10 protein-coding genes and 6 pseudogenes are annotated in these 20,380 nt (G+C 32.0%); all 16 read left to right on the forward strand.

What is annotated here, in order from left to right; translation table 11 throughout:
• Positions 1–5 precede the first annotated feature (5 nt).
• Positions 6–1,853 carry an ABC transporter permease gene (locus JFU54_RS17795; RefSeq protein ID WP_016120213.1) on the forward strand — a complete coding sequence of 616 codons (1,848 nt, stop codon included), beginning with the start codon at positions 6–8 and terminating at the stop codon, positions 1,851–1,853.
• A 536-nt stretch (positions 1,854–2,389) separates the two neighbouring features.
• A complete protein-coding gene (locus JFU54_RS17800) occupies positions 2,390–3,556 on the forward strand; it encodes a hypothetical protein (RefSeq protein WP_201065730.1) in 1,167 nt (388 codons plus the stop codon).
• A 347-nt stretch (positions 3,557–3,903) separates the two neighbouring features.
• On the forward strand, positions 3,904–4,590 hold the full coding sequence (locus tag JFU54_RS17805; RefSeq protein WP_002085507.1) for a response regulator transcription factor: 687 nt from the start codon (positions 3,904–3,906) through the stop codon (positions 4,588–4,590).
• Positions 4,587–5,670, forward strand: a pseudogene (locus tag JFU54_RS17810) (sensor histidine kinase). Before JFU54_RS17805 ends, JFU54_RS17810 begins: the two are co-directional and overlap by 4 nt.
• 520 nt (positions 5,671–6,190) lie before the next feature.
• Positions 6,191–7,504, forward strand: a complete 1,314-nt coding sequence (locus tag JFU54_RS17815) for a D-alanyl-D-alanine carboxypeptidase family protein (protein ID WP_307838310.1) — start codon at positions 6,191–6,193, stop codon at positions 7,502–7,504.
• A gap of 754 nt (positions 7,505–8,258) precedes the next feature.
• Complete coding sequence (locus JFU54_RS17820; protein ID WP_078185982.1) at positions 8,259–8,774, forward strand: transglycosylase SLT domain-containing protein; 516 nt, start codon at positions 8,259–8,261, stop codon at positions 8,772–8,774.
• Positions 8,775–8,916: 142 nt separating this feature from the next.
• Positions 8,917–10,074, forward strand: coding sequence for an acyltransferase family protein (locus tag JFU54_RS17825; RefSeq protein ID WP_197219220.1), 1,158 nt, complete (start codon positions 8,917–8,919; stop codon positions 10,072–10,074).
• 89 nt (positions 10,075–10,163) lie between these two features.
• Positions 10,164–10,295 (forward strand): annotated as a pseudogene (locus tag JFU54_RS29825) (Fic family protein); the annotation flags it as partial.
• Between the two features lie 162 nt (positions 10,296–10,457).
• Positions 10,458–11,488, forward strand: a pseudogene (locus JFU54_RS17830) (VanZ family protein).
• A 168-nt stretch (positions 11,489–11,656) separates the two neighbouring features.
• Positions 11,657–12,250, forward strand: a complete 594-nt coding sequence (locus tag JFU54_RS17835; protein WP_033729156.1) for an SGNH/GDSL hydrolase family protein — start codon at positions 11,657–11,659, stop codon at positions 12,248–12,250.
• Positions 12,251–12,699: 449 nt separating this feature from the next.
• Complete coding sequence (locus JFU54_RS17840) at positions 12,700–14,673, forward strand: penicillin-binding transpeptidase domain-containing protein (protein WP_201065731.1); 1,974 nt, start codon at positions 12,700–12,702, stop codon at positions 14,671–14,673.
• A 395-nt stretch (positions 14,674–15,068) separates the two neighbouring features.
• Complete coding sequence (locus tag JFU54_RS17845; RefSeq protein ID WP_201065732.1) at positions 15,069–15,773, forward strand: response regulator transcription factor; 705 nt, start codon at positions 15,069–15,071, stop codon at positions 15,771–15,773.
• Positions 15,774–15,775: 2 nt separating this feature from the next.
• Positions 15,776–16,762 carry a sensor histidine kinase gene (locus JFU54_RS17850; protein ID WP_002017026.1) on the forward strand — a complete coding sequence of 329 codons (987 nt, stop codon included), beginning with the start codon at positions 15,776–15,778 and terminating at the stop codon, positions 16,760–16,762.
• Between the two features lie 128 nt (positions 16,763–16,890).
• Positions 16,891–17,662 (forward strand): annotated as a pseudogene (locus tag JFU54_RS17855) (ABC transporter ATP-binding protein).
• Positions 17,637–19,573: pseudogene (locus JFU54_RS17860) on the forward strand (FtsX-like permease family protein). The pseudogenes JFU54_RS17855 and JFU54_RS17860 overlap by 26 nt, the downstream one beginning before the upstream one ends.
• Positions 19,574–19,608: 35 nt before the next feature.
• A pseudogene (locus JFU54_RS17865) lies at positions 19,609–20,290 on the forward strand (lipoprotein BA_5634 family protein).
• Positions 20,291–20,380 lie beyond the last annotated feature (90 nt).

A 20,380-nucleotide genomic window follows, 5' to 3' on the forward strand; every position in this document is an offset into this window, starting at 1 on the left:
TGGGCATGTTATTTAAACTTTCCATGTCAGGGTTAAAAAGTAAGTTACAAGATTATATTGTCTTACTTGTTGGTCTTATTGTATCTATTTCAATTTTCTATATGTTTCAAACGCTAGCACTAAATAAAGGGTTCCTTGAATCTAATGCACATGTGGGTCCTATTGTATATATATTCCACATTGGTTCCTTTTTATTAGCAATTGTAACATTTTTTTATATTTTATATGCAAACTCTTTCTTATTATCTCTTCGCCAAAAAGAGTTTGGCATGTACATGATGTTAGGAGCAAAAAAGCATAAAGTTACCTTACTTATGTTTATCGAAACAATCGTATTAGGTGCCGCATCTCTTGTAATCGGAATTGTAGTTGGTGTAGGACTTGCAGAGGGTATCGGTCGGCTATTAATGAAACAATTGGAGTTAACTGGAGAAGGTTACAAAGCTTTGTACATTCCATCTATGGTTGTTACTTGCATCTTCTTCTTTGCATTATTTGTACTATCAGCAAGTATGAATAGTATTAAATTATCACGTATTTCTGTATTACAACTTGTACATGCAGATGCACAAACAGAGCATGTCGCGGTAAAAGGAAAAATGGCAGCTGTAGTTGCATTCCTTGGTCTGATTTTGCTAGGTATTGGTTATGCATCACTGATCTATATACCACATGAAAAAGATCTAGGAACCGTTCCTAAATTAATGGCTCTTGGATTAATCACAGCAACAGTTAGTACTTACATGTTATTTGGATCACTTCTCCCAGTTATGATTAGAAAGTTAAAGAGTAATAAAAAACGTAGTGAAAAAGGGCTTAATGCTTTTACTTTTGCTCAATTAAACTTCCGCATTAATGGCCTAACAAATGTGCTTGCAACGGTAGCAATTCTAGTGGCTCTTGGCGCTGGTGGAATTGCGTGTGGTCTGGCATTTAAAAACGACGTTCTAAAGCAGACTGATAAAGGAACAATTTACGATTCGGTAGTTCATAATCCAACAGCGGAAGAAAAGGACATTTTGAGTGGTATCTTATTCCAAGAGAATCTTGAATATCGCTACAAAGTAGATGATAAGTATGTTTATTATATAAAAGAAGATTTAGAGAAAAATCGTCCTTTAGTAAAAGATAGAAAAAATGGGAAGACGTTGAAAGTTTCAGAGAAAATTCCCATGGATGCATTTGCATTGTCAAGACAATGGGGTAAAGATGATGGGAAACCAAAACAATGGAGCGACGCTTTCCAAACAATCCAGCCAATATATATGTATCCTGATCATAAAGTGAAAATTGTCGATCAAAACATATACGATAGTATGAAAGGTACAGAAAATACGGTGTTTATTGGGAAGACAGATGATTTTGGATCATACATAAAAGAATGGAAAAAACTTGATGAATTACAGGTAGCGAAATATAAAAATGTGAAAGAGGAAGAACTGGATAGTAAGTATCAAACATATAATATGAATCATGGTTTTGCCAGCGGACTAATGTTTATGGGTTTCTTCGTTGGAATTGCGTTCTTAGCAATGATGGCGAGTTGCTTAATGTTTAAAATTCTATCTGGTGCATCCAAAGATAATACACGTTATCAAATGCTTCGTAAAATCGGTGTTCGCCGGGAGTTATTAATACAATCGATTTATAAGGAGTTATTCTTCGTATTTTTAGTCCCAGCAATTGTGGGTATTGCTCACATATTAGTTGGTATGAACATGTTTGGCCCTCTTTTAATTGATCCGTACTTTCGTATTTGGTTACCAATTGTTATTTTTGTAGTGATTTACTCGATTTACTACTTGATTACAGTTCAATTGTATAAAGGAATTGTACTTCCGAAAGAAAATTAATGTAATAATGTTATGTATACTAAGTATCAACATAATTGGCCCCCGTATGATGAAGTGAAAAAATACTATGTAAGCAAAATAGAAAGTGAATTTGAGATACAAATATGCAGCAATGAGCGGCAGAAAGTGTTAGAAGAAAAGTAAATACAAGTAGGGGTCGCATTTCATGTATAACTTACAAGAAGTTATGTATGAGCAATTAAAAGAGAAAATACTATTCTTTCTATATCTTAATAATGAAGGGAAATGAAGAGGCAAGATAGCATCGTTCCTACATTGAGTACTACTTTAACCTCATTTGTAGGAACTCTTGCACTATCCCATTACAATAAAATTGAATAATCATCCAATATTAATTGTTAACTATAATCAAAATTTTGATAGGATGGAATAATTATCAAAATAATATCTTGTATTCATTGTATTTATTATAGCTATTATTTAAAATTGGGTCTGCACCAAAAGAGTGTTAATAAACATAAAACTTGTAAACCTTATTCATCATAAGGATTATCGTTTTAGAAAAGGAGTGTATGTTGAAAAAATTTTTAAAGGTAATTTTAATCTTATTAGTAATATTTATAGGAATTATGTTGGGAAGCATAATTTTAAATAAAACATATCATACAGAGTTTAAGTCTTTAGATAACACGGATCAAAACATGTTAAAAGAATTATCTACTATTTATAAGAGCTTCGAAGAATCGAGTGATAAACTTTGGAATGAAGATTATCGCTTCGAAAAAATGCCATTGGTTCTGATACGTAGTAATAAAGACGGGGGATTCTTTAGACAAGAAGCTTATGCAGTTAATGTACCGGGATTAGAAAATAGTATTTTTGCAAAGGAAATAAAAGTCTCAAATTCTCTGCATCTACCTAAAATCTATCGCTTAACTCGTTTTGATTTTAGAACTATTTCTACCTGGATTCCTTGGAACTTTGGGATAATAAATATTAACGATATGGATGTGTTTTATTTGAAATATTATCCTAAAATGTTTAGTAATCCAGATTTATATTTTGATTTTTCGTCTTTCTTATTACATGAAGCTTTTCATGCTTATAAACAAAAAGATTGGACATATGATGCAAATGATGGAGAGTCTATTCACGAATATCCGATTAATAAAGAAAATTACGCGCTAATGGGATTAGAATTTAAGCTATTAGATAAAGCAATGATTGATACAAGCCCAGAAAGTATTAATCAAGCATTATATGATTGGACAATTGTACGTAACTATCGCTATAAAAAATGGCCTCAATTAATTGGAGAAACAAAAACTGAAGCAATAGAAGGTTCAGCACGATACTTAGAGTATCGTTATAGTAAGTTAACTGGTGGAAATCTTATGGTACTTGCAAAGAAACAGAAGCCATATCATGTTACTTTTATGGAGGCGTTCAACTTCGTTGCTAATGGACAGGCAGAATCTCCAAAGTTTTTAGAGCGGAATATGAGATATGAGACTGGTTCAGCCCTTGAATTAAGCATGGACAAAGCAAATATTCCATGGAAAGAAGCTATTGAAGATAGTGCAACCAAACAAGGAAAGACACCATATGAAGTATTAAATACGTACTTTAATATAAATAATACGCCCACAATTGAAAATAAAATTAAAGAAATTAAAGAGAACAATGACTATGAAACACTTTTAGAACAAGGAGAAAAACTGGTTAAAATAAGTAACGAGTAAAGAAAATAAGATTTGAAAAAGAATTTCCTTTAATGAGCGTATTGAAGAGGATTCTTTTTTCATTTTATAAGTTATATAAACTACAGGTGTAATCAAAAAAGTTTAATTAAAAGAAGGAATCTCAAAATAATTATTTTTTATTAAAAGCTAAATTTAATGAAGAAGAAAACTTATTAATTGTAAATGGATCTAAAGAAAAATTCGAACAATATTTAAGACATTATCTTTTATACCGATTATGTTATTTTGGCGCTTTTAATTGCAAGTATATACTAAAGAGAGGATAGAAATGTACCACCTGCTTTTGCCTTTAGTTGTTCAATACGAGAAAAATGTGGAGGAATATGATGGAGTCAAAAATTCTTATTGTTGATGATGATAAAGAGATTAGAAATCTTATCTCTGTTTATTTGGAAAATGAAGGTCTGAAAACTCAAAAGGCAGAAGATGCTATTGAAGCTTTAAAATTGTTAGAAGAAAAGAAGTTCGATCTTATTATTTTGGATATTATGATGCCTAATATGGATGGTATTGAAGCATGTATGAAAATTAGGGAAGAACGAAATATGCCTATTATCATGCTATCTGCAAAATCAGAGGATATAGACAAAATTCAGGGGCTAGCGTCTGGTGCCGATGATTATTTATCAAAACCGTTTAACCCGTTGGAGTTAATCGCTAGAGTAAAATCCCAATTAAGAAGGTTTAAAAAATACAATACGCATACAGATAATAATAAAAGCATCTTAGAAATTGGTGATTTAACCGTGAATACAGATACACGTCAAGTGTGGGTAAGAGGAACGGAAGTAAGGCTAACTCCAAAAGAGTTCGATATACTCAAACTACTTGCTCGTAACAAAGGAATTGTTCTCAGTGTTGCAAAAATATATGAAGCAGTTTGGAAAGATGCTTTTTATAAATCGGATAATACTGTCATGGTGCATATTACAAAAATAAGAGACAAAATTGAAGAGGATTCTAAACATCCAATTTATATTAAAACTGTTTGGGGAATTGGGTACAAAATATGAAGAAGGTTAGTTTTAGAAATAAGATAATTATAAAACTTCTTGGTGCTGTTGCAGTTAGTTTTTTTGTTTCGTTTGGTTTAACAATCCTCACTTTTCTATATGTCATAATACCATTAAATCTAAATCACTATCTTGATGATCTTAGTACATTTGAAAATAATATGCTTACATTTCTTATATTCGCGTTAGCAATCTTTACTTTTATAATCATTTTTTTGATATTGGTTCGAAAGAAAATAATATATTTAAAGCTCATTTCTGATAGTGTTAATGATATTGCCAATGGAAAGCTGGGTTTGACAATTGGGATTGAGGGAAAGGATGAATTGACTCATCTTGCTCAAAATATTAATTATATGTCCAAGGAATTGGAGAATACATTTGAACAGGAAAGACAATTGGAACGTACAAAAAATGAACTCATAACCAACGTATCTCATGACTTACGCACACCGTTGACATCTATTATCGGCTATGTAGATTTATTAAAAAAGAGGGCAATACGACAGTAAAGCACAATTACAGGAGTATCTCGAAACCACTTATTTAAAATCACAGAGATTGAAATATCTAATTGATGAACTATTTGAGTACACCCGTTTATCAGACATCGATGCTAAGTTAAACATTAACGAAGTTGATTTATCAGGCTTGTTGGAGCAAATAGTTGGAGAATATATTCCTATATTTGAAAAGGCAGGTTTAAGTGTTCAAAAATCAATAACGGAAGGAACAATACCTATTTTCATGGATGTAGAAAAAATGGTACGTGTTTATGAAAATCTGTTTATGAATGCGATAAAGTACAGCATGAAACCATCCGAATTATCAATATGTCTTGAACTAATAGGTAACAAAGCAATTTTGAAAGTATCAAATAAAGTCGAGAAGCCGCCTGTTAGCGATCCTAATAAATTATTTGAAAGGTTTTTCAGGGGTGATAAGGCAAGAAAAGATGATCAAGGAAATGGGCTGGGACTCGCTATCTCAAAAAGAATTGTTGAACTTCATAATGGTAATATACATGCAGAATATAAAGTAGGCTGGATGTCCTTTATTGTTGAACATCCAATTAAATAGAATGGCTTATGGAATGAAAGGTTCCATAAGCTTTTTTTAAACTTAAGAAACTTCTTAAGTTAATAATTCAAGTAGGCCATTCATAGTAGACATGATACTGATAAGTTAATTTGATTTATTATTATAAAGTGATTAATCGAATAAAGGGGAAGTTCATTGATATGAATAATGTAAGAGACGATAGTAAATTTAGCAACCAGTGTGTTTTGGTATTCAACCGGGGCACACTGGTTTTATTTTTTATAAATGTGGAACAAATGTATTACTTGGATTGTCTATTAAGTGTAATCCTAAAAGATATGAAAGTACAGATCATTTCGAAAAATACAAAGGTATTAAAAAGAGGGATATGTGTGGGAACACTAAGTGTCAGTGTGCCTAAAAGGGTGGGATGAGATGGTCTATATGAAATTGGTTCTAATGTCTTATATGTATATAGAATTTGATAACGCTGTCTATTTTTTGGAGGATTATGTTAAAATAACGTTTTTTGAGTACAAAGATATTGGAGGTAACAGAAGTGAAAAGTATGTTTTGCAAGAGATTTATTACAATAGTAACAGTGCTTACACTATTTTGTAGCATGGCCGTTACATTTGGAAGAGCATCAGCGGAAACAGTTCCTGCTATAGACGTAGAAGCAGGATCAGCAATTTTAGTAGAAGCAAATTCCGGGAAAATTTTATATCAAAAAAATGCAGATGAATCATTAGCAATTGCTAGTATGACAAAAATGATGAGTGAATACTTAGTTCATGAAGCGGTGGATAAAGGAAAACTTAAATGGGATCAAAAAGTTAAAATTTCTGAATATGCATATAAGATTTCGCAAGATCGCTCATTATCAAACGTTCCATTAGAAAATGGTGGCTCTTATACGGTCAAAGAGTTATATGAGGCAATGGTAATCTACTCTGCAAACGGTGCAACAATTGCTTTAGCTGAAGAGATTGCTGGAAAAGAAGTCAATTTCGTGAAAATGATGAACGATAAATCAAAAGAGTTTGGAATGAAAAATTATAAATTTGTAAACTCTACAGGTTTAACAAACCATGATTTAAAAGGATATCACCCAGAAGGGACAACTCCAGACGAGAAAAATAAAATGTCCGCAAGAGATTGTGCGATTTTAGCACAACGTCTTATTCAAGATTTCCCGAAAATATTAGATACAGCAAAAATCCCTAAAAAAACATTCCAAAAAGGTGGCAAGTATCCGATTGATATGACGAACTTTAACTGGATGTTAAAAGGCTTAATTAAGCAATACGAAGGTGTAGATGGGTTAAAAACAGGAACTACTCCAGAAGCCGGAGATTGTTTTACTGGTACAGTAGAAAAAAACGGTATGCGTCTAATCTCTGTAGTTATAAAAGCAAACTCTCATACAGCACGTTTTGATGAAACAAAGAAATTATATGATTATGGATTTGCAAATTTTGAAGTGAAGAAGGTCTATGGAAAAGATTCAGTAGTAAAAGGTCATGAAACAGTGCGAGTAGCAAATGCAAAGGACAAAGATATAGTTGTTCAAACGAAGCAAGCTGTTTCACTTCCAATGCCAAAGGGCAACAAAGACGTTTATAAAAAAGAATTTAAAGTATCGAATAAAGAACAAGAAGCGCCTATTAAAAAAGGTGTAACAATTAGTAAAATGACTATATCACCTAAAGATAGTACAGATCCTGGATTTTTATCAGGTAAATCATTACAAGTAGACCTTGTAACAAAATCTGAAGTAGAACAAGCAAATTGGTTTACACGTTTTATGCGCGAAATAGGATCTTTCTTTAGCGGTATGTGGAATAGTGCGGTTGATATAGTAAAAGGCTAACTTTGTAGGATAAAACTAAATATTAGCCTGAAATAAAAGGTTTCAAAGTATTATAGATTCTTATGTGGATGGCTTGGAATGGAAGATTGCATTAATTCTCAAATCTGGTTCTTCGGAACTTTCGGTATTGCAATCAAGCTAAGATAAATTTGTATCCATATAATCAAAAAACGCTATTCTTTTTGTAGAAATATACAGAAAGGATGGCGTTTATTATGAATTGTTCGATTCAAAGGGTTCTGGTGCAAGGTTAGTTTAATAAAGTTACATGATGAAAACACATTCATTATTCCATCAAGTGACAATTAAAATCGATACCTGGTACTTATTTCTGTTATTAACTTTTATAAAAATTTAATAAAATCTTTTCTTTCTATTAAATATTTTGTTTTAAATTATTTATATAAAGAAATGGAGGCCAGAAAATGAATTTTTTAAAGAAATTTAAGTATCTCTTTATAGCGTGTATCCCTATGTATATAGTTATTCTTTAATTTCAATCGAATAAAAAAGCAAGGTATTCGAGAAAAAAGTACGGTACCATACAGAGAAAACGCTCTCCCATACAAAAGTAAATTGTACCGAAAGTGATAAAAGCGAATGTTATATGGAGGGAACCCCCTAATAATTTCACCTGAAAATCGGTAATTAATGAAACAAACAATAACAAAATGATACATGATTACGAGTTAATATCCCCAAAAGATAGGATTACTAGTGACAATCTTTGATACTGACAAGTGAGGTGACGTCGATGCGAGGGACATTAATAAAAAGTGGAGTATTTATTTTAGTTTTAACAGGAGGGCTATATCTTACAAAATACGCATATGACCATCATACTAACCGAGTTAAAGTAAGAGACACGATTCAACAAATATCAATAGAGCATGGTATACCACCATGGATTCCTTTATCTATTGCATTCCATGAAAGTAAGTTTGATCAAAATGCAGTCGGAGATCAGGGCACATCATTTGGACTGTTTCAGCTCCATCGAGGTGGACTAGCACCTAAAGATTTAACGAACGAAGATTTGAAAAATATAGAAACGAATACCCGAATTGCAATATCTAATATGAAAAATGCATATAACCGTGGTTTACAGCAAAATTTAAAAGGACAAGAACTATTAGAACATGTTGCTAATACCTCAGGGTGGCCTGGAAATAAGGGTGTTCAATGGACAAATAAACAGACAGACTATAACGAGGGGTTAGAAAACAGTTTTAAAATGTTTTCTAAACGACAATACGATTTTATAGAATGAAATTTCTTTTTTCTTTCTATTATTATATAACTTATGCCTAAATAAGAAAGTTCCCTTATACAGACACATAGATTGACTTTGTACTGCTTATATTAGGAATTTAAAGAAACAGTATGTATAATTTCCCCACTACAATAGTATAGTGGCCTTTATTAACAGCAAAATCTACAATTTACAAGGAGAACATTTTATGAGTAAGAGAATAAAAGAATTAGATTCCATGCGAGGGTTAGCAGCACTTACAGTGGTATTTGGACATTTTTGTTTAATGCTACCATCGTTGCCTAATTCTATTAAATTTTCCCCGCTTAGGTTTTTATGGGCGGGTGGGGAAGCTGTAATCGTTTTTTATGTACTAAGTGGTTTTGTGTTATCTATGGCACTTTATCATTCAAAAACAAATTATTGGGGATATTTAATTAAGCGATTTGTACGAATCTATATCCCTTATTATTTTTGGATAATCATTACCTTTGCTTTATTTATTTTGTTCTCGCCGTATGAAGTGGCTGGACTACGGGATTGGTTCTATGATAGGTGGCAAGGGTCTATAACAAAAATAGATATTATAAACCACTTTGTGCTTCTTAATAACTTTTTTACGGAAAATTATAATCCAGTTATCTGGTCATTGGCTCAAGAAATGCGTATATCTATTGTGTTTCCTTTGTTATTCCTTCTTTTTTATAAACTGAGTTGGAAGAAAACGATACTATTTGCTTTGAGCTTTTCTTTAATTAGTGTTTTCCTTAATATGTTGCATATAGGGAAAGCAGAGGGATTTTATAATGGTTATGCCGATACACTGCATTTCACATCGATGTTTATGGTTGGAATGTTAATTTTTAAGCATCAGGAAAAGCTTATCTACTTATATAGGAATATGAAAAAATTTAATAAAGGATTTCTTATTGCATTAGGGGTTATTCTATATTTATATTCCATTTTAATTTATGGTTTTTCCCGTAATGATACTACTTTCTTATTAAAAGATTGGGGTGTCGTAATCGGTGTTAGTATATTTATAATAATGGCCATGAGTAACCTAAAAGTGAAAGCATTTTTAAATAAGAGTGTATTTGTATACTTAGGAGAAATTTCATACAGTATCTATTTGTGTCATTTTCCAATCATGATGGTACTATTTAAACTTTTGTATACAAAGATACCTATCTTTTTCCTTCTTGTTTTATGTATTTCAATGACAATACTTCTTTCTATAGTTTCGTATCATTTAATTGAAAAGAAATGTATCAACTGGGCAAAACAAAGAACAACAAATTTTCGGAAAAAAGTGTAATGCTTGAAGGGATTTTATTTCTTTAGTAAATATACGAATATTACCGATTCTTAAGTATATTAGGAATCGGTCAATTACGGATTCTATATAAATATACTAAAATTGAACAAATTTTTAATTTTATACTTAACTCCAAAAATCCTCTTACTAAAGAGAATCTTCGTAACGTTTTTCCAGACATAGCCGAAAGTACAATTAGTAAAACGCTAGTTTCCTTGTAGCTGCTTGGTCAAATAAAGCTGGTTTCAGGAGGAAGAAATGCTCAATGTATACAGGTTTAATTCTGTATTAATAATTATTAGGGGTAACAACACATCGCTATCTATATCTAAAATGTTATACAAAACTATTGAATATTTTATTCGTAAAAACAGAGGTGTAAAATGAATTTTATTTCCGAACTACTTGTTACCTTTGCAATTCCTACAATACAACTCACATTCTTGTTACTACTCATTTTTGTTTTTAGCTACTTTGTAGTATACAAAAAGGTATGTAAAGGAGGGGGGGATTTACCGTACAACAAGTTATATTGTTTATATTGATAATAGGATATTATTCCCTTGTATTATCAGCTACTTCATTTGGTCGTCCAGATGATATAACTTTTGCAAGAACAATTGACTTTGATGTACTTAGTGTTTATAAAAAAGCATGGAATACCTTTTCATTTTCTTCTTTTTTCCATATCATTGTGAATATAGGTATGCTTTTTCCGTTAGGAATTTTATTACCTTTATTTAGTAATGTTTTTCAAAAAACAAAATGGATGTTAATCAGCTCAATTATAGCAAGTTTATTGATTGAAATCCTTGAATTTATAATGCAACGTGGAAGTATGGAACTAGCTGATTTACTTCATAATACTTTAGGAATGATGCTAGGATATTCTATGTTAAATATAGTTCTTATATTGTTGAAGAAAAAAGAAACAGATACACAAATGACCAAATATTTATTTCTTCCGATTACAGTAAGTTTTGTTGCACTTGGAATAATGATTTCGTATCAAATGAAGGAATTTGGGAATATGCCTTTAGATCCCATTACAAAAACAGACATGACTGATGTCACTATAAAAACATCAATAGAGTTAAAAGACGAAGGTAATAAAATGCCTGTTTACAAAGAGGAAATTACAAAAATGCCTAATGACAATGAGCCAGTTACAAAAAAATCACATATTCGAGATGTCGAAATTCTGTCTCCAAAAGAAGTATTTCAAAAACTAAAACAAGGAGACTTTGATCCTATAATATCTTTCAAAGCAGGTGATACATTAGTCATTACAGATTATAATATAGATTACTACGCTGATACAAAAGGCTTTTCTCAACCTATATATGTTTTTCAAGTACGCTTAAATGATAATGGGAAAGATAGTTGGTCTCAACCTATTTCTGCGAGAAGATAACGTATATTTTCATGTTTTTGTTCATGTGAAATAGTTTAATCGAGTTGTCTTGCTCATTTGAAAAATCTCCTATGGAATTTAATTGAAATTGAAAAACATTTAAGAAGAACAATTACGCTGTGGGCTATTGTATAGTGTAGATATGAATAACAAAAAGGGGGACTATATATGTGGAAGCGATTTGTAGCGATTGGTGATAGTTTTACAGAGGGGATAGGGGATGAAGTTGAGGGAATAGCATTAAAAAGCTGGGTAGATCATTTTGTTCAACTGTGTGTAGATGATTTAAAATATGCTAATTTTGCAAAACGTGGGTTAGTAACTAAAGAAATTCGCTCACAGCAATTGGAACAGGCATTAACTTTTAATCCAGATTTGGTTAGTCTAATTGCAGGTGCAAACGATGTTTTAAAAGGACGTTGGAATCATCAAGCATATAAGAACGATATGGAATTTATGATAGATACATTAAGTAAAGCAGGTGCTGATATTATTATAGCAAACCTTCCAGATTTTACTGTTAGGCTTCCATTTCCTTCTGAAAAAAAACAAGTATTAAAAGAACAATTATTAGAGGCAAATGAAGTTATACTTTCACTGAGTAGAGAGTATAAGCTTCATCATGTTGACTTTTGGAATCATCATTTAGTTAATGACAATACGCTTTGGTCTACGGATTTAATTCATCCAAACTCAAAAGGATATGTAAAAGTTGCTGAATTGATTTTTAGTAGTTTGCCTGTACATGACTCTTTTAAATAAGCTGTAGAATGACCTAAACTCCTGTCGCATGCTGTACAGGGGTTTTTGGTGCGAAAAAGAAGGATATAGAGCCTATAAATTATACTTTAAGTAATTCTTTTTATTGTTTATATTTTTGTTATTTTCTGTTGCAGAATCCTTAGTATAAGGATTCTTTTTTTGTATCAATAATCTATAAAGAAAAAAGATGAAATTGGCGAAAATGAACTAAAAGGTATTTTAAATGAATTGTTAAAACAACACTAATAATGATAACGTTCGCTAAATATATTCGTCGTTTGTAAGAATCTTAAAATCTTCCCTTTTTGAATGCAGCTTAACCATAAATTTAATTTTTTTGTAAATGTGGAACTATTTCATTACTTACACTGTCTATTAAGCGTTAAAACATTTTTTATTTAACATATTTAGAAAGGAATAATCATTTTTAATTAAGGGAGAAGATTGAATTGAAAAAAATATGGATGCTGCTTTTCTTTTGTTTTGGAGTTATGTTGGTAGGATGCAATAAAGATGAGCCGCCAAAACAAGCATTTGAAGAATATATCAATTTATGGAATGATAAAAAATTTACAAATATGTATGATTATTTATCAGAACATGCAAAAAAAACGATTTCTAAAAAGGAGTTCACAGAGAAATATCAAAAAATTTATGAGGGTATTGGAGTTAAGAATTTAAAAATTAAAACGAAAGGAGAGAATACTAAAGATAAAGAATTTTTTCTTTTTGAAGTTAATATGGATACGGATGGAGGAACAGTTTCATTCATCCATGAAGCAAAACTCGTGAAAGATAAAGATAAGGAATCTTGGAAAATAGATTGGACACCAGACTTCATTTTCCCAGGTATGAAAAAAGATTACAAAGTACGTATGCAAATAGAGCAAGGAAAACGCGGGGAAATATATGATCGAAATGGAAAAGGGCTTGCAACGAATGGTAAAGCGTCTGAAGTTGGAATTATTCCAGAGAAACTAGGTGAAACGGCAGCGCAAACGAAAGAAATAGTAGCACAATTACTTGATATGTCTATAGAAGAGGTCGATCAGAAGCTCGCAGCAAAATGGATAAAACCAGATTCCTTTGTACCAATTGGTATTTTAAAAGAGGGAACCAGACAGAATGATTATATTGAATTAGAAGGAGTTTCATCTCGCCCAGTAAATATTCGTACGTATCCATTAGGAGAAGCAGCGGCACACTTAACAGGATATATAGGAAAGGTGAATGCAGAGGAGTTAAAATCGCTTCAAAAAAAAGGTTATCAAGCAGATGATTTAGTGGGTAAGACAGGTTTAGAGAAAGTATTAGAGAATAAATTGCGTGGTGAAAAGGGTGGACGCGTATTTATGGAAGATGAGAACGGGAAAGAGATTAAAAACGTAGCAAAAAAAGAAGCAAAAGAAGGGAAAAATGTTACGTTAACAATTGATGCTGCAATTCAAGAAAAAATCTTTAATGAGATGAAAAATGAAGCAGGATCTAGTGCAGCGATCAATCCTAAAACGGGTGAAACAATTGCACTTGTAAGTAGCCCTGCTTATAATCCAAATACGATAGTTAGAGGAGCATCAAAAGCTCAACGGGAAGCATGGAATAATGACTCGAAACTGCCAATGATGAATCGCTTCACACAAGCATTTGTACCAGGTTCCGTATTTAAAACGATAACAGGTGCAATTGGTTTGGAAACAAACACAATAAATCCTAAGGAAGAATTTAAAATTCAAGGATTAAAGTGGACAAAAGATTCATCTTGGGGAAGTTATTATGTAACACGTGTGAAGGATGCTAGTCCAGTTGATTTTGATAAGGCAATGAAGTACTCTGATAATATTTATTTTGCTCAACAAGCTTTGAAAATAGGAAAAGATCAGTATGTAAATGAATTTAAGAAATACGGATTTCATGAAAAATTACCAATTGAATACGAATTCCCTATTTCAATCATTGCAAAAGATGGGATAAAAAATGATATTCAACTAGCAGACACGGGGTACGGACAAGGACAAGTATTAATGACACCTCTTCATTTAGCATTGACTTATGCACCGATTGTCAATGAGGGTAACATTCCGTCACCGCATCTTATAAAAAAAACAAAAGCAGCGGGAAATTGGAAAGAAAATGTGATTTCTACCAAGAATCAAGAGATATTAAAAAGTGCGTTAATAAAGGTTATTAATGATCCTGATGGTGCTGGGAGAACTGCTAAAGTTGATGGTGTAACTCTCGCTGGTAAGACAGGTACAGCAGAACTGAAAGAATCGAAAGAAGCAGAGGGTAAAGAACTTGGTTGGTTTGCAGCTTTCGATGCAAGCGCGCCAAACATGATTGTTACCATGATGATTGAAGATGTAAAAGGAAGAGGCGGGAGCAACGTTCCAGGTGAAAAAATAAAACATGTTTTTCAGAAATAATACTTAATTAGAAGGTGAAATTTACTCCTTTAGTAAATATACAAACCTTACCGATTCAAGATTATATTAGGAATCGGTTAATTTATGTCTAAACGCAGATTTTATGATTTTAATAATCGTATTTAATTACGTGTTTTTTACACAATTAAATACGATTATTTTTTATTTGAAAATTATAAAACAACAAATTTTAAAATGTTAAATTAGATAATTGAAATTTAAAAAATAAGAGCTATTATACTTAACTTTATTTTCAGAAATATTACAAAGCTGTTAGTTTGAAGTAAGGTTATTCAATATAAGTAAGAGGGGAATTTCTTTATACTAAAAGATAAAAGTATTAATTAGATATTTCTAGATAATAAATAGATACATAAATAAAAGGAGCTAAATATATGTATAAAATCATGATTGTAGAAGATGACCAAAAAATTTCTAGACTACTTCAATCCCATATTAATAAGTACGGGTATGAAGGGAATATTACAGAGGATTTTGAAAATATTTTGGCTAACTTTGAAAAAATTCAACCTGATTTAGTTTTATTAGATGTAAATTTACCGAGTTTTGATGGTTTCTACTGGTGCCGACAAATTAGAACGGTCTCTACTTGTCCCATTATATTTATATCAGCACGTAGTGGAGAGATGGAGCAAGTTATGGCACTTGAACATGGTGCAGACGATTATATCACTAAACCGTTTCATTATGAAGTTGTAATGGCAAAAATCCGAAGTCATCTTCGAAGAATTTACGGAGAATACGCACCGAAAGCGGAAGAAAGAGTTGTTCAGCAATCCGGTTTAATACTTTATCCAGAAAAAATGGAATTAAAGCTAAATGATAGCATGTGTATACTGTCAAAAAAAGAAACTGTTTTACTAGAAACTCTCTTACGACAATCTCCTAGTATTGTTAGTCGAGAGAAAATTTTAGAAAAACTTTGGGATGACTATACGTATGTAGATGATAATACGTTAAGTGTAAATGTTACACGTGTCCGAAAAAAATTAGAGGAAATCGGAATAAAAAATGCATTAGAAACAGTTCGTGGTGCTGGATATCGTTTGAAAATAACTTGGAAGAATGATGAGGTATAATAATGAATTTATTTTTACGTGAACATATCCCTTTCATCTGTTTCTCAATCATTCAGCTATTTGTCGTTCTAACTGTTTATTGGCTGGATGGATATAACCACTTATCTACTGCGTTATATAGTGTGTTTTTAGGAGGATGCTTTTTAATTGCGTTTTTACTTTATCGCTACTTTAGCCATCGTAGATTTTATAACAAATTATCCAACCCTTCTGAAACATTAGAGGACTCCTTAGAAGAACTCGATTCCACTCCATTATCAGTAGCACTTCAGCGTGTGTTAAAGACACAATACAGTCAATATCATCAACAGTTAAAGACTTGGGAATATAAACAAAAAGAGCACCTTACATTTATTAATCAATGGGTGCATCAGATGAAAACGCCCCTATCAGTTATTGAACTGATCACACAAGAAGAGAATGGGGAGGTTTTTGAAAGTATTGTGGAAGAAGTAGATCAAATGCAGTATGGATTAGAAATGGTCTTATATATGGCGCGATTACAAACGTTTGAGCAAGATTTTTATGTGGAAAGAGTTTCGTTACAGGAAATCGTTCAAGAAGTAATCCGTGAAAATAAACGTCTGTTTATCCGTAGCTATGTTTATCCAGAAGTAAAAGTAAAACAAACTATTATGGTAGAAACCGATAGAAAGTGGCTTCGGTTTGTTATTCATCAAGTGATATCCAATGCCATTAAGTATTCAGCAGGAAGTAGAAAAAACGTTACTATTACTACATTAGAAGAAGAGCGCTCAGTAATCCTTGAAATACACGATCATGGTGTGGGAATTCCAAAAGAAGACCTCCCGAGAGTATTCCGCCCATTTTATACGGGAATAAACGGTCGGAAATTTAAGGAATCTACTGGGATGGGATTATATCTTGTGAAAAATATTATAAAAAGATTGGAACATGATATTGAAATAAAGTCGGAAGTAGGAAAAGGAACAACAATCTGTATTATTTTCCCTTATGCAAATCGTTAGAACGGTATTTAGTTTGATTTTTCAGAAATATTACAGACCTGTTAGATATATGAAAGGTTAATCGATATGAGAAGAAGGGACGCTTAGATAAACTTAGGTTATTAAAAGATAAAAAGGAGCAAAACGATATGGAAATATTAAAGGTCTGTGAACTGAGTAAAATCTATACAGGAAAGGTATCTTATGAAGCGCTCGCCGACATTAATTTGAGTGTGAAAAAAGGGGAGTTTGTAGGAATAATGGGACCATCAGGAAGTGGAAAAACTACTTTGTTGAACATGGTTTCTACTATTGATTCTCCCACATCAGGAGAAATATTGATTAATGGAGAAAATCCATATCAATTATCTCAAAATGAACTGGCATTATTTCGAAGACGTGAATTAGGTTTTGTGTTTCAAGCATTCAATCTTCTTACAACATTAACTGTAAAAGAAAATATTGTTCTTCCTCTGACGTTAGATGGTACTAAAGTTGAGGATATGAATCAGCGTGTAGAAGGTATTGCAGAAAAATTAGGCATTCAAGATATATTAAATAAACGAACATATGAAATATCAGGCGGACAAGCACAAAGAACAGCAATTGCACGTGCTCTAATTCATAAACCTAAATTATTACTAGCAGATGAACCGACGGGAAACTTAGATTCAAAAGCGGCTAATGATGTAATGGAGTTATTAAAACGATTAAATAAAGAACAAGATGCAACAATGATGCTTGTTACGCACGATCCAGTGGCTGCAAGTTTTTGTGATCGCGTTGTATTTATTAAAGATGGAGAAATTATATAACGAAATTTATAACGGAGAAAACCAACAAATGTTTTATCAAAAAATTATAGATGTACTTGCATTACTAGGAGGTCGTAAGCATGACTTTTCAAAGATTCGCTTTTAATAATATCATTCGAAGTAAGCGGACTTATGCTGCACACTTTCTAAGTAGCTCATTTTCAGTTATGGTTTTTTCACATATTCACTCTTACTTTTTCATCCTGATTTACAAGGAGAACTAGCCTCCACAAGTAAAACAATGAGCCTTTTAGGAACAATAGGGATGCAAATCTCTCAATATCTCATTTTTGTATTTTCATTCTTCTTTCTTTTATATTCGGTGAGTTCTTTTTTAAAAACAAGAAAAAAAGAATTTGGAATTTTAATCATGCATGGTATGACACCGGCGCAGTTAAATAAATTAATTTTTTTAGAAAATATGTTAATTGGAGTCGCTTCAATTACATTTGGTATCTTAATTGGTTTGATATTTTCAAAGCTCAATTTATTGGCAAGTGAAAATATATTAGCGATTGATAAGGGTCTTCCTTTTTACGTTCCTATAAAAGCTGTCTTTACGACAAGTGGCGCATTTTTGATTCTGTTTCTAGTCATTTCGTTGTTTACTTCTAAAATGGTAAAAGCAAACAAGTTAATTGATTTGATGAAATCAGAGGAAAAGCCAAAACCAGAGCCAAAGGCATCAAAAGCATTAGCATTCCTTTCCGTATTATTAATTGGGTTAGGGTATGGATGTGTGTTCTATTTCGTACTAGAAAGAAACTTCATTATGCCTTACTTACTTGGAGGAGTAGTTTTTGTAGTGATAGGGACATATTTTCTATTTTCACAGTTGAGCGTGTATGTAATACGTGTCTTAAAGAAAAAAGACACTGTATTTTTTAATAAAACGAACCTACTTACTATATCTGAATTGGCTTATCGTATGAAGGATAATGCAACTATGTTCTTTATGCTAGCGATTGTTTCCGCTGTGGCTTTCACAGGAATTGGTACATGTTTAGCAATGGGAAATAAGGGATTAACGGAGATGATCAATCCATTTGCATTTACCTATACTTCGTTAGGAGAAAATGCACAAGAAGAAGAGCACATTACAGAAATGAAAAAACAACTTACTCGCTCAAATTTCTCTTATCAGGTAGCGGTTACGAATCCAAAATTCACGGAAAATAATTTAGTGCTAATCAAAGTATCAGAGTATAACAAGTTTGCAAAAATCTTCGGATATGAAATGGAAAAGTTAGACAATGATCAACAAACAATCATAGTACCATCAATAGTTTCGCAAAAAGAAAAGTATACAAGAGGAAAGGATATACCTGAGAAAATAGATGTAGTACAGGAAAACTTGGAGATGTCTCTTCAGGTCAAGAAGGCGGTCCCATATATAGTTCTCCCAAATACAATTGGAGCTATTATTGTTGTTTCGGATTCTTTGTACGATAAAATCCCAAATAGAAAGACGGAAGATGATTCTTACGTAATGAAAAGTCAATATGGATTTGTAGTGGAAAATTGGGAGAAATCAAGAGTGGTTACAAAAAAATTAGAAGCAACAATGGGTAATAATAATTCGGTGCAAGCACATCATTATTTTAAAGCATTGTATTCCGAATGGATTTCTTCGAAACAAGAGAACGGTATTTTACTTATTGTCAGTGTATTAGTAGGGATCGTATTCTTTACGTTCGCAGCCAGTCTTTTATATTTCCGACTATATGCAGATTTAGAAAGGGAACAACAACAATATGAAATGATTGCGAAGGTCGGTCTAAGTAGAAGAGAGCTAAAGAAAATCGTAACGCGTCAGCTTACGTTAATGTTCTTCTTGCCTTTAATTATAGCGATTATTCATAGTGGTGTCGCTTTTATAGCCTTGCAACAGCTAATTGACTTCTCTGTTTTAAAGATGTCCATTTTAATTATACTAGCCTTTATATCCATTCAAAGTGTGTACTTTTTCACTGTCCGTTGGCGTTATTTACAACGGTTATATAAAAAAATCATGTAACGTATTGATAAAACAAGCAAAGAGGAGAAAAAGAAATGAAAAAAGTAATGAAAGTGTGTATGGCAGGAGTTGTAACAATTTCTATGTTAGGAGGCTTGTTCTTTTGGAAAGAAAGAAGAACCAAGGAATGCCGCTTTATTGATTGGGGAAGAACAATCATTAAAAGAAATAGTAAGTCAACATAAAAGTGAAATTAAGACCAACACTTTATATAAAGTGAAAAAAGCAGAAACTGACGGTAAACAACTATTAATTATGGAACGAAAAACTGCAGAGAAGATGGTTGAGATAGGTGTGTTGAGAGAATCAGATAATGATAATGAAGTATGGAGTTCAGATCCAATAAAGTCATTACCTTCAGCTCCAAAAGGTAAAGCTGTATTATTGGCTAGTAAGAAAAATAAAAAAATTAAGGAATTAACAATTAATGAAAAGAAAATAGAAGTCCAGTATGCTAGCGATACTTGGTTTGGTCACTATCGTAATTCAGATTATGAGGAGCTGATTGTAATTGTTGACAATACTACTTTCAATCAAATCCCTGTAAATGAAACATCAATGGAAATCCTTCATTTCAATAAATCGTATGGTGAAGATAGACCATATAACACAGATGATGTTACGGCTGTACAAGCAGAAACTGAATGGAAAAAACTCACTAAAACTATGGGGAGTCAAGTGGATGTATTAGATGCGGTTTCTATTATAAAAAAATAATGAAAATATATTTAATACAGAAAAACCAGGATGATTTTAAGAATTTATCCTGGTCTTTTTTATTACATTTTTTAGAAATATCATCTGTCG

This window comes from Bacillus sp. TH19 (assembly GCF_016651075.1).
Taxonomy (GTDB): domain Bacteria; phylum Bacillota; class Bacilli; order Bacillales; family Bacillaceae_G; genus Bacillus_A; species Bacillus_A mycoides.

Bases quoted from the DNA above. Each gene is read 5' to 3' on its own strand.
- JFU54_RS17795 (WP_016120213.1), top strand. From the start codon at position 6: ATGTTATTTAAACTTTCCATGTCAGGGTTAAAAAGTAAGTTACAAGAT.
- JFU54_RS17805 (WP_002085507.1), top strand. From the start codon at position 3,904: ATGGAGTCAAAAATTCTTATTGTTGATGATGATAAAGAGATTAGAAAT.
- JFU54_RS17820 (WP_078185982.1), top strand. From the start codon at position 8,259: ATGCGAGGGACATTAATAAAAAGTGGAGTATTTATTTTAGTTTTAACA.
- JFU54_RS17835 (WP_033729156.1), top strand. From the start codon at position 11,657: ATGTGGAAGCGATTTGTAGCGATTGGTGATAGTTTTACAGAGGGGATA.
- JFU54_RS17845 (WP_201065732.1), top strand. From the start codon at position 15,069: ATGTATAAAATCATGATTGTAGAAGATGACCAAAAAATTTCTAGACTA.
- JFU54_RS17850 (WP_002017026.1), top strand. From the start codon at position 15,776: ATGAATTTATTTTTACGTGAACATATCCCTTTCATCTGTTTCTCAATC.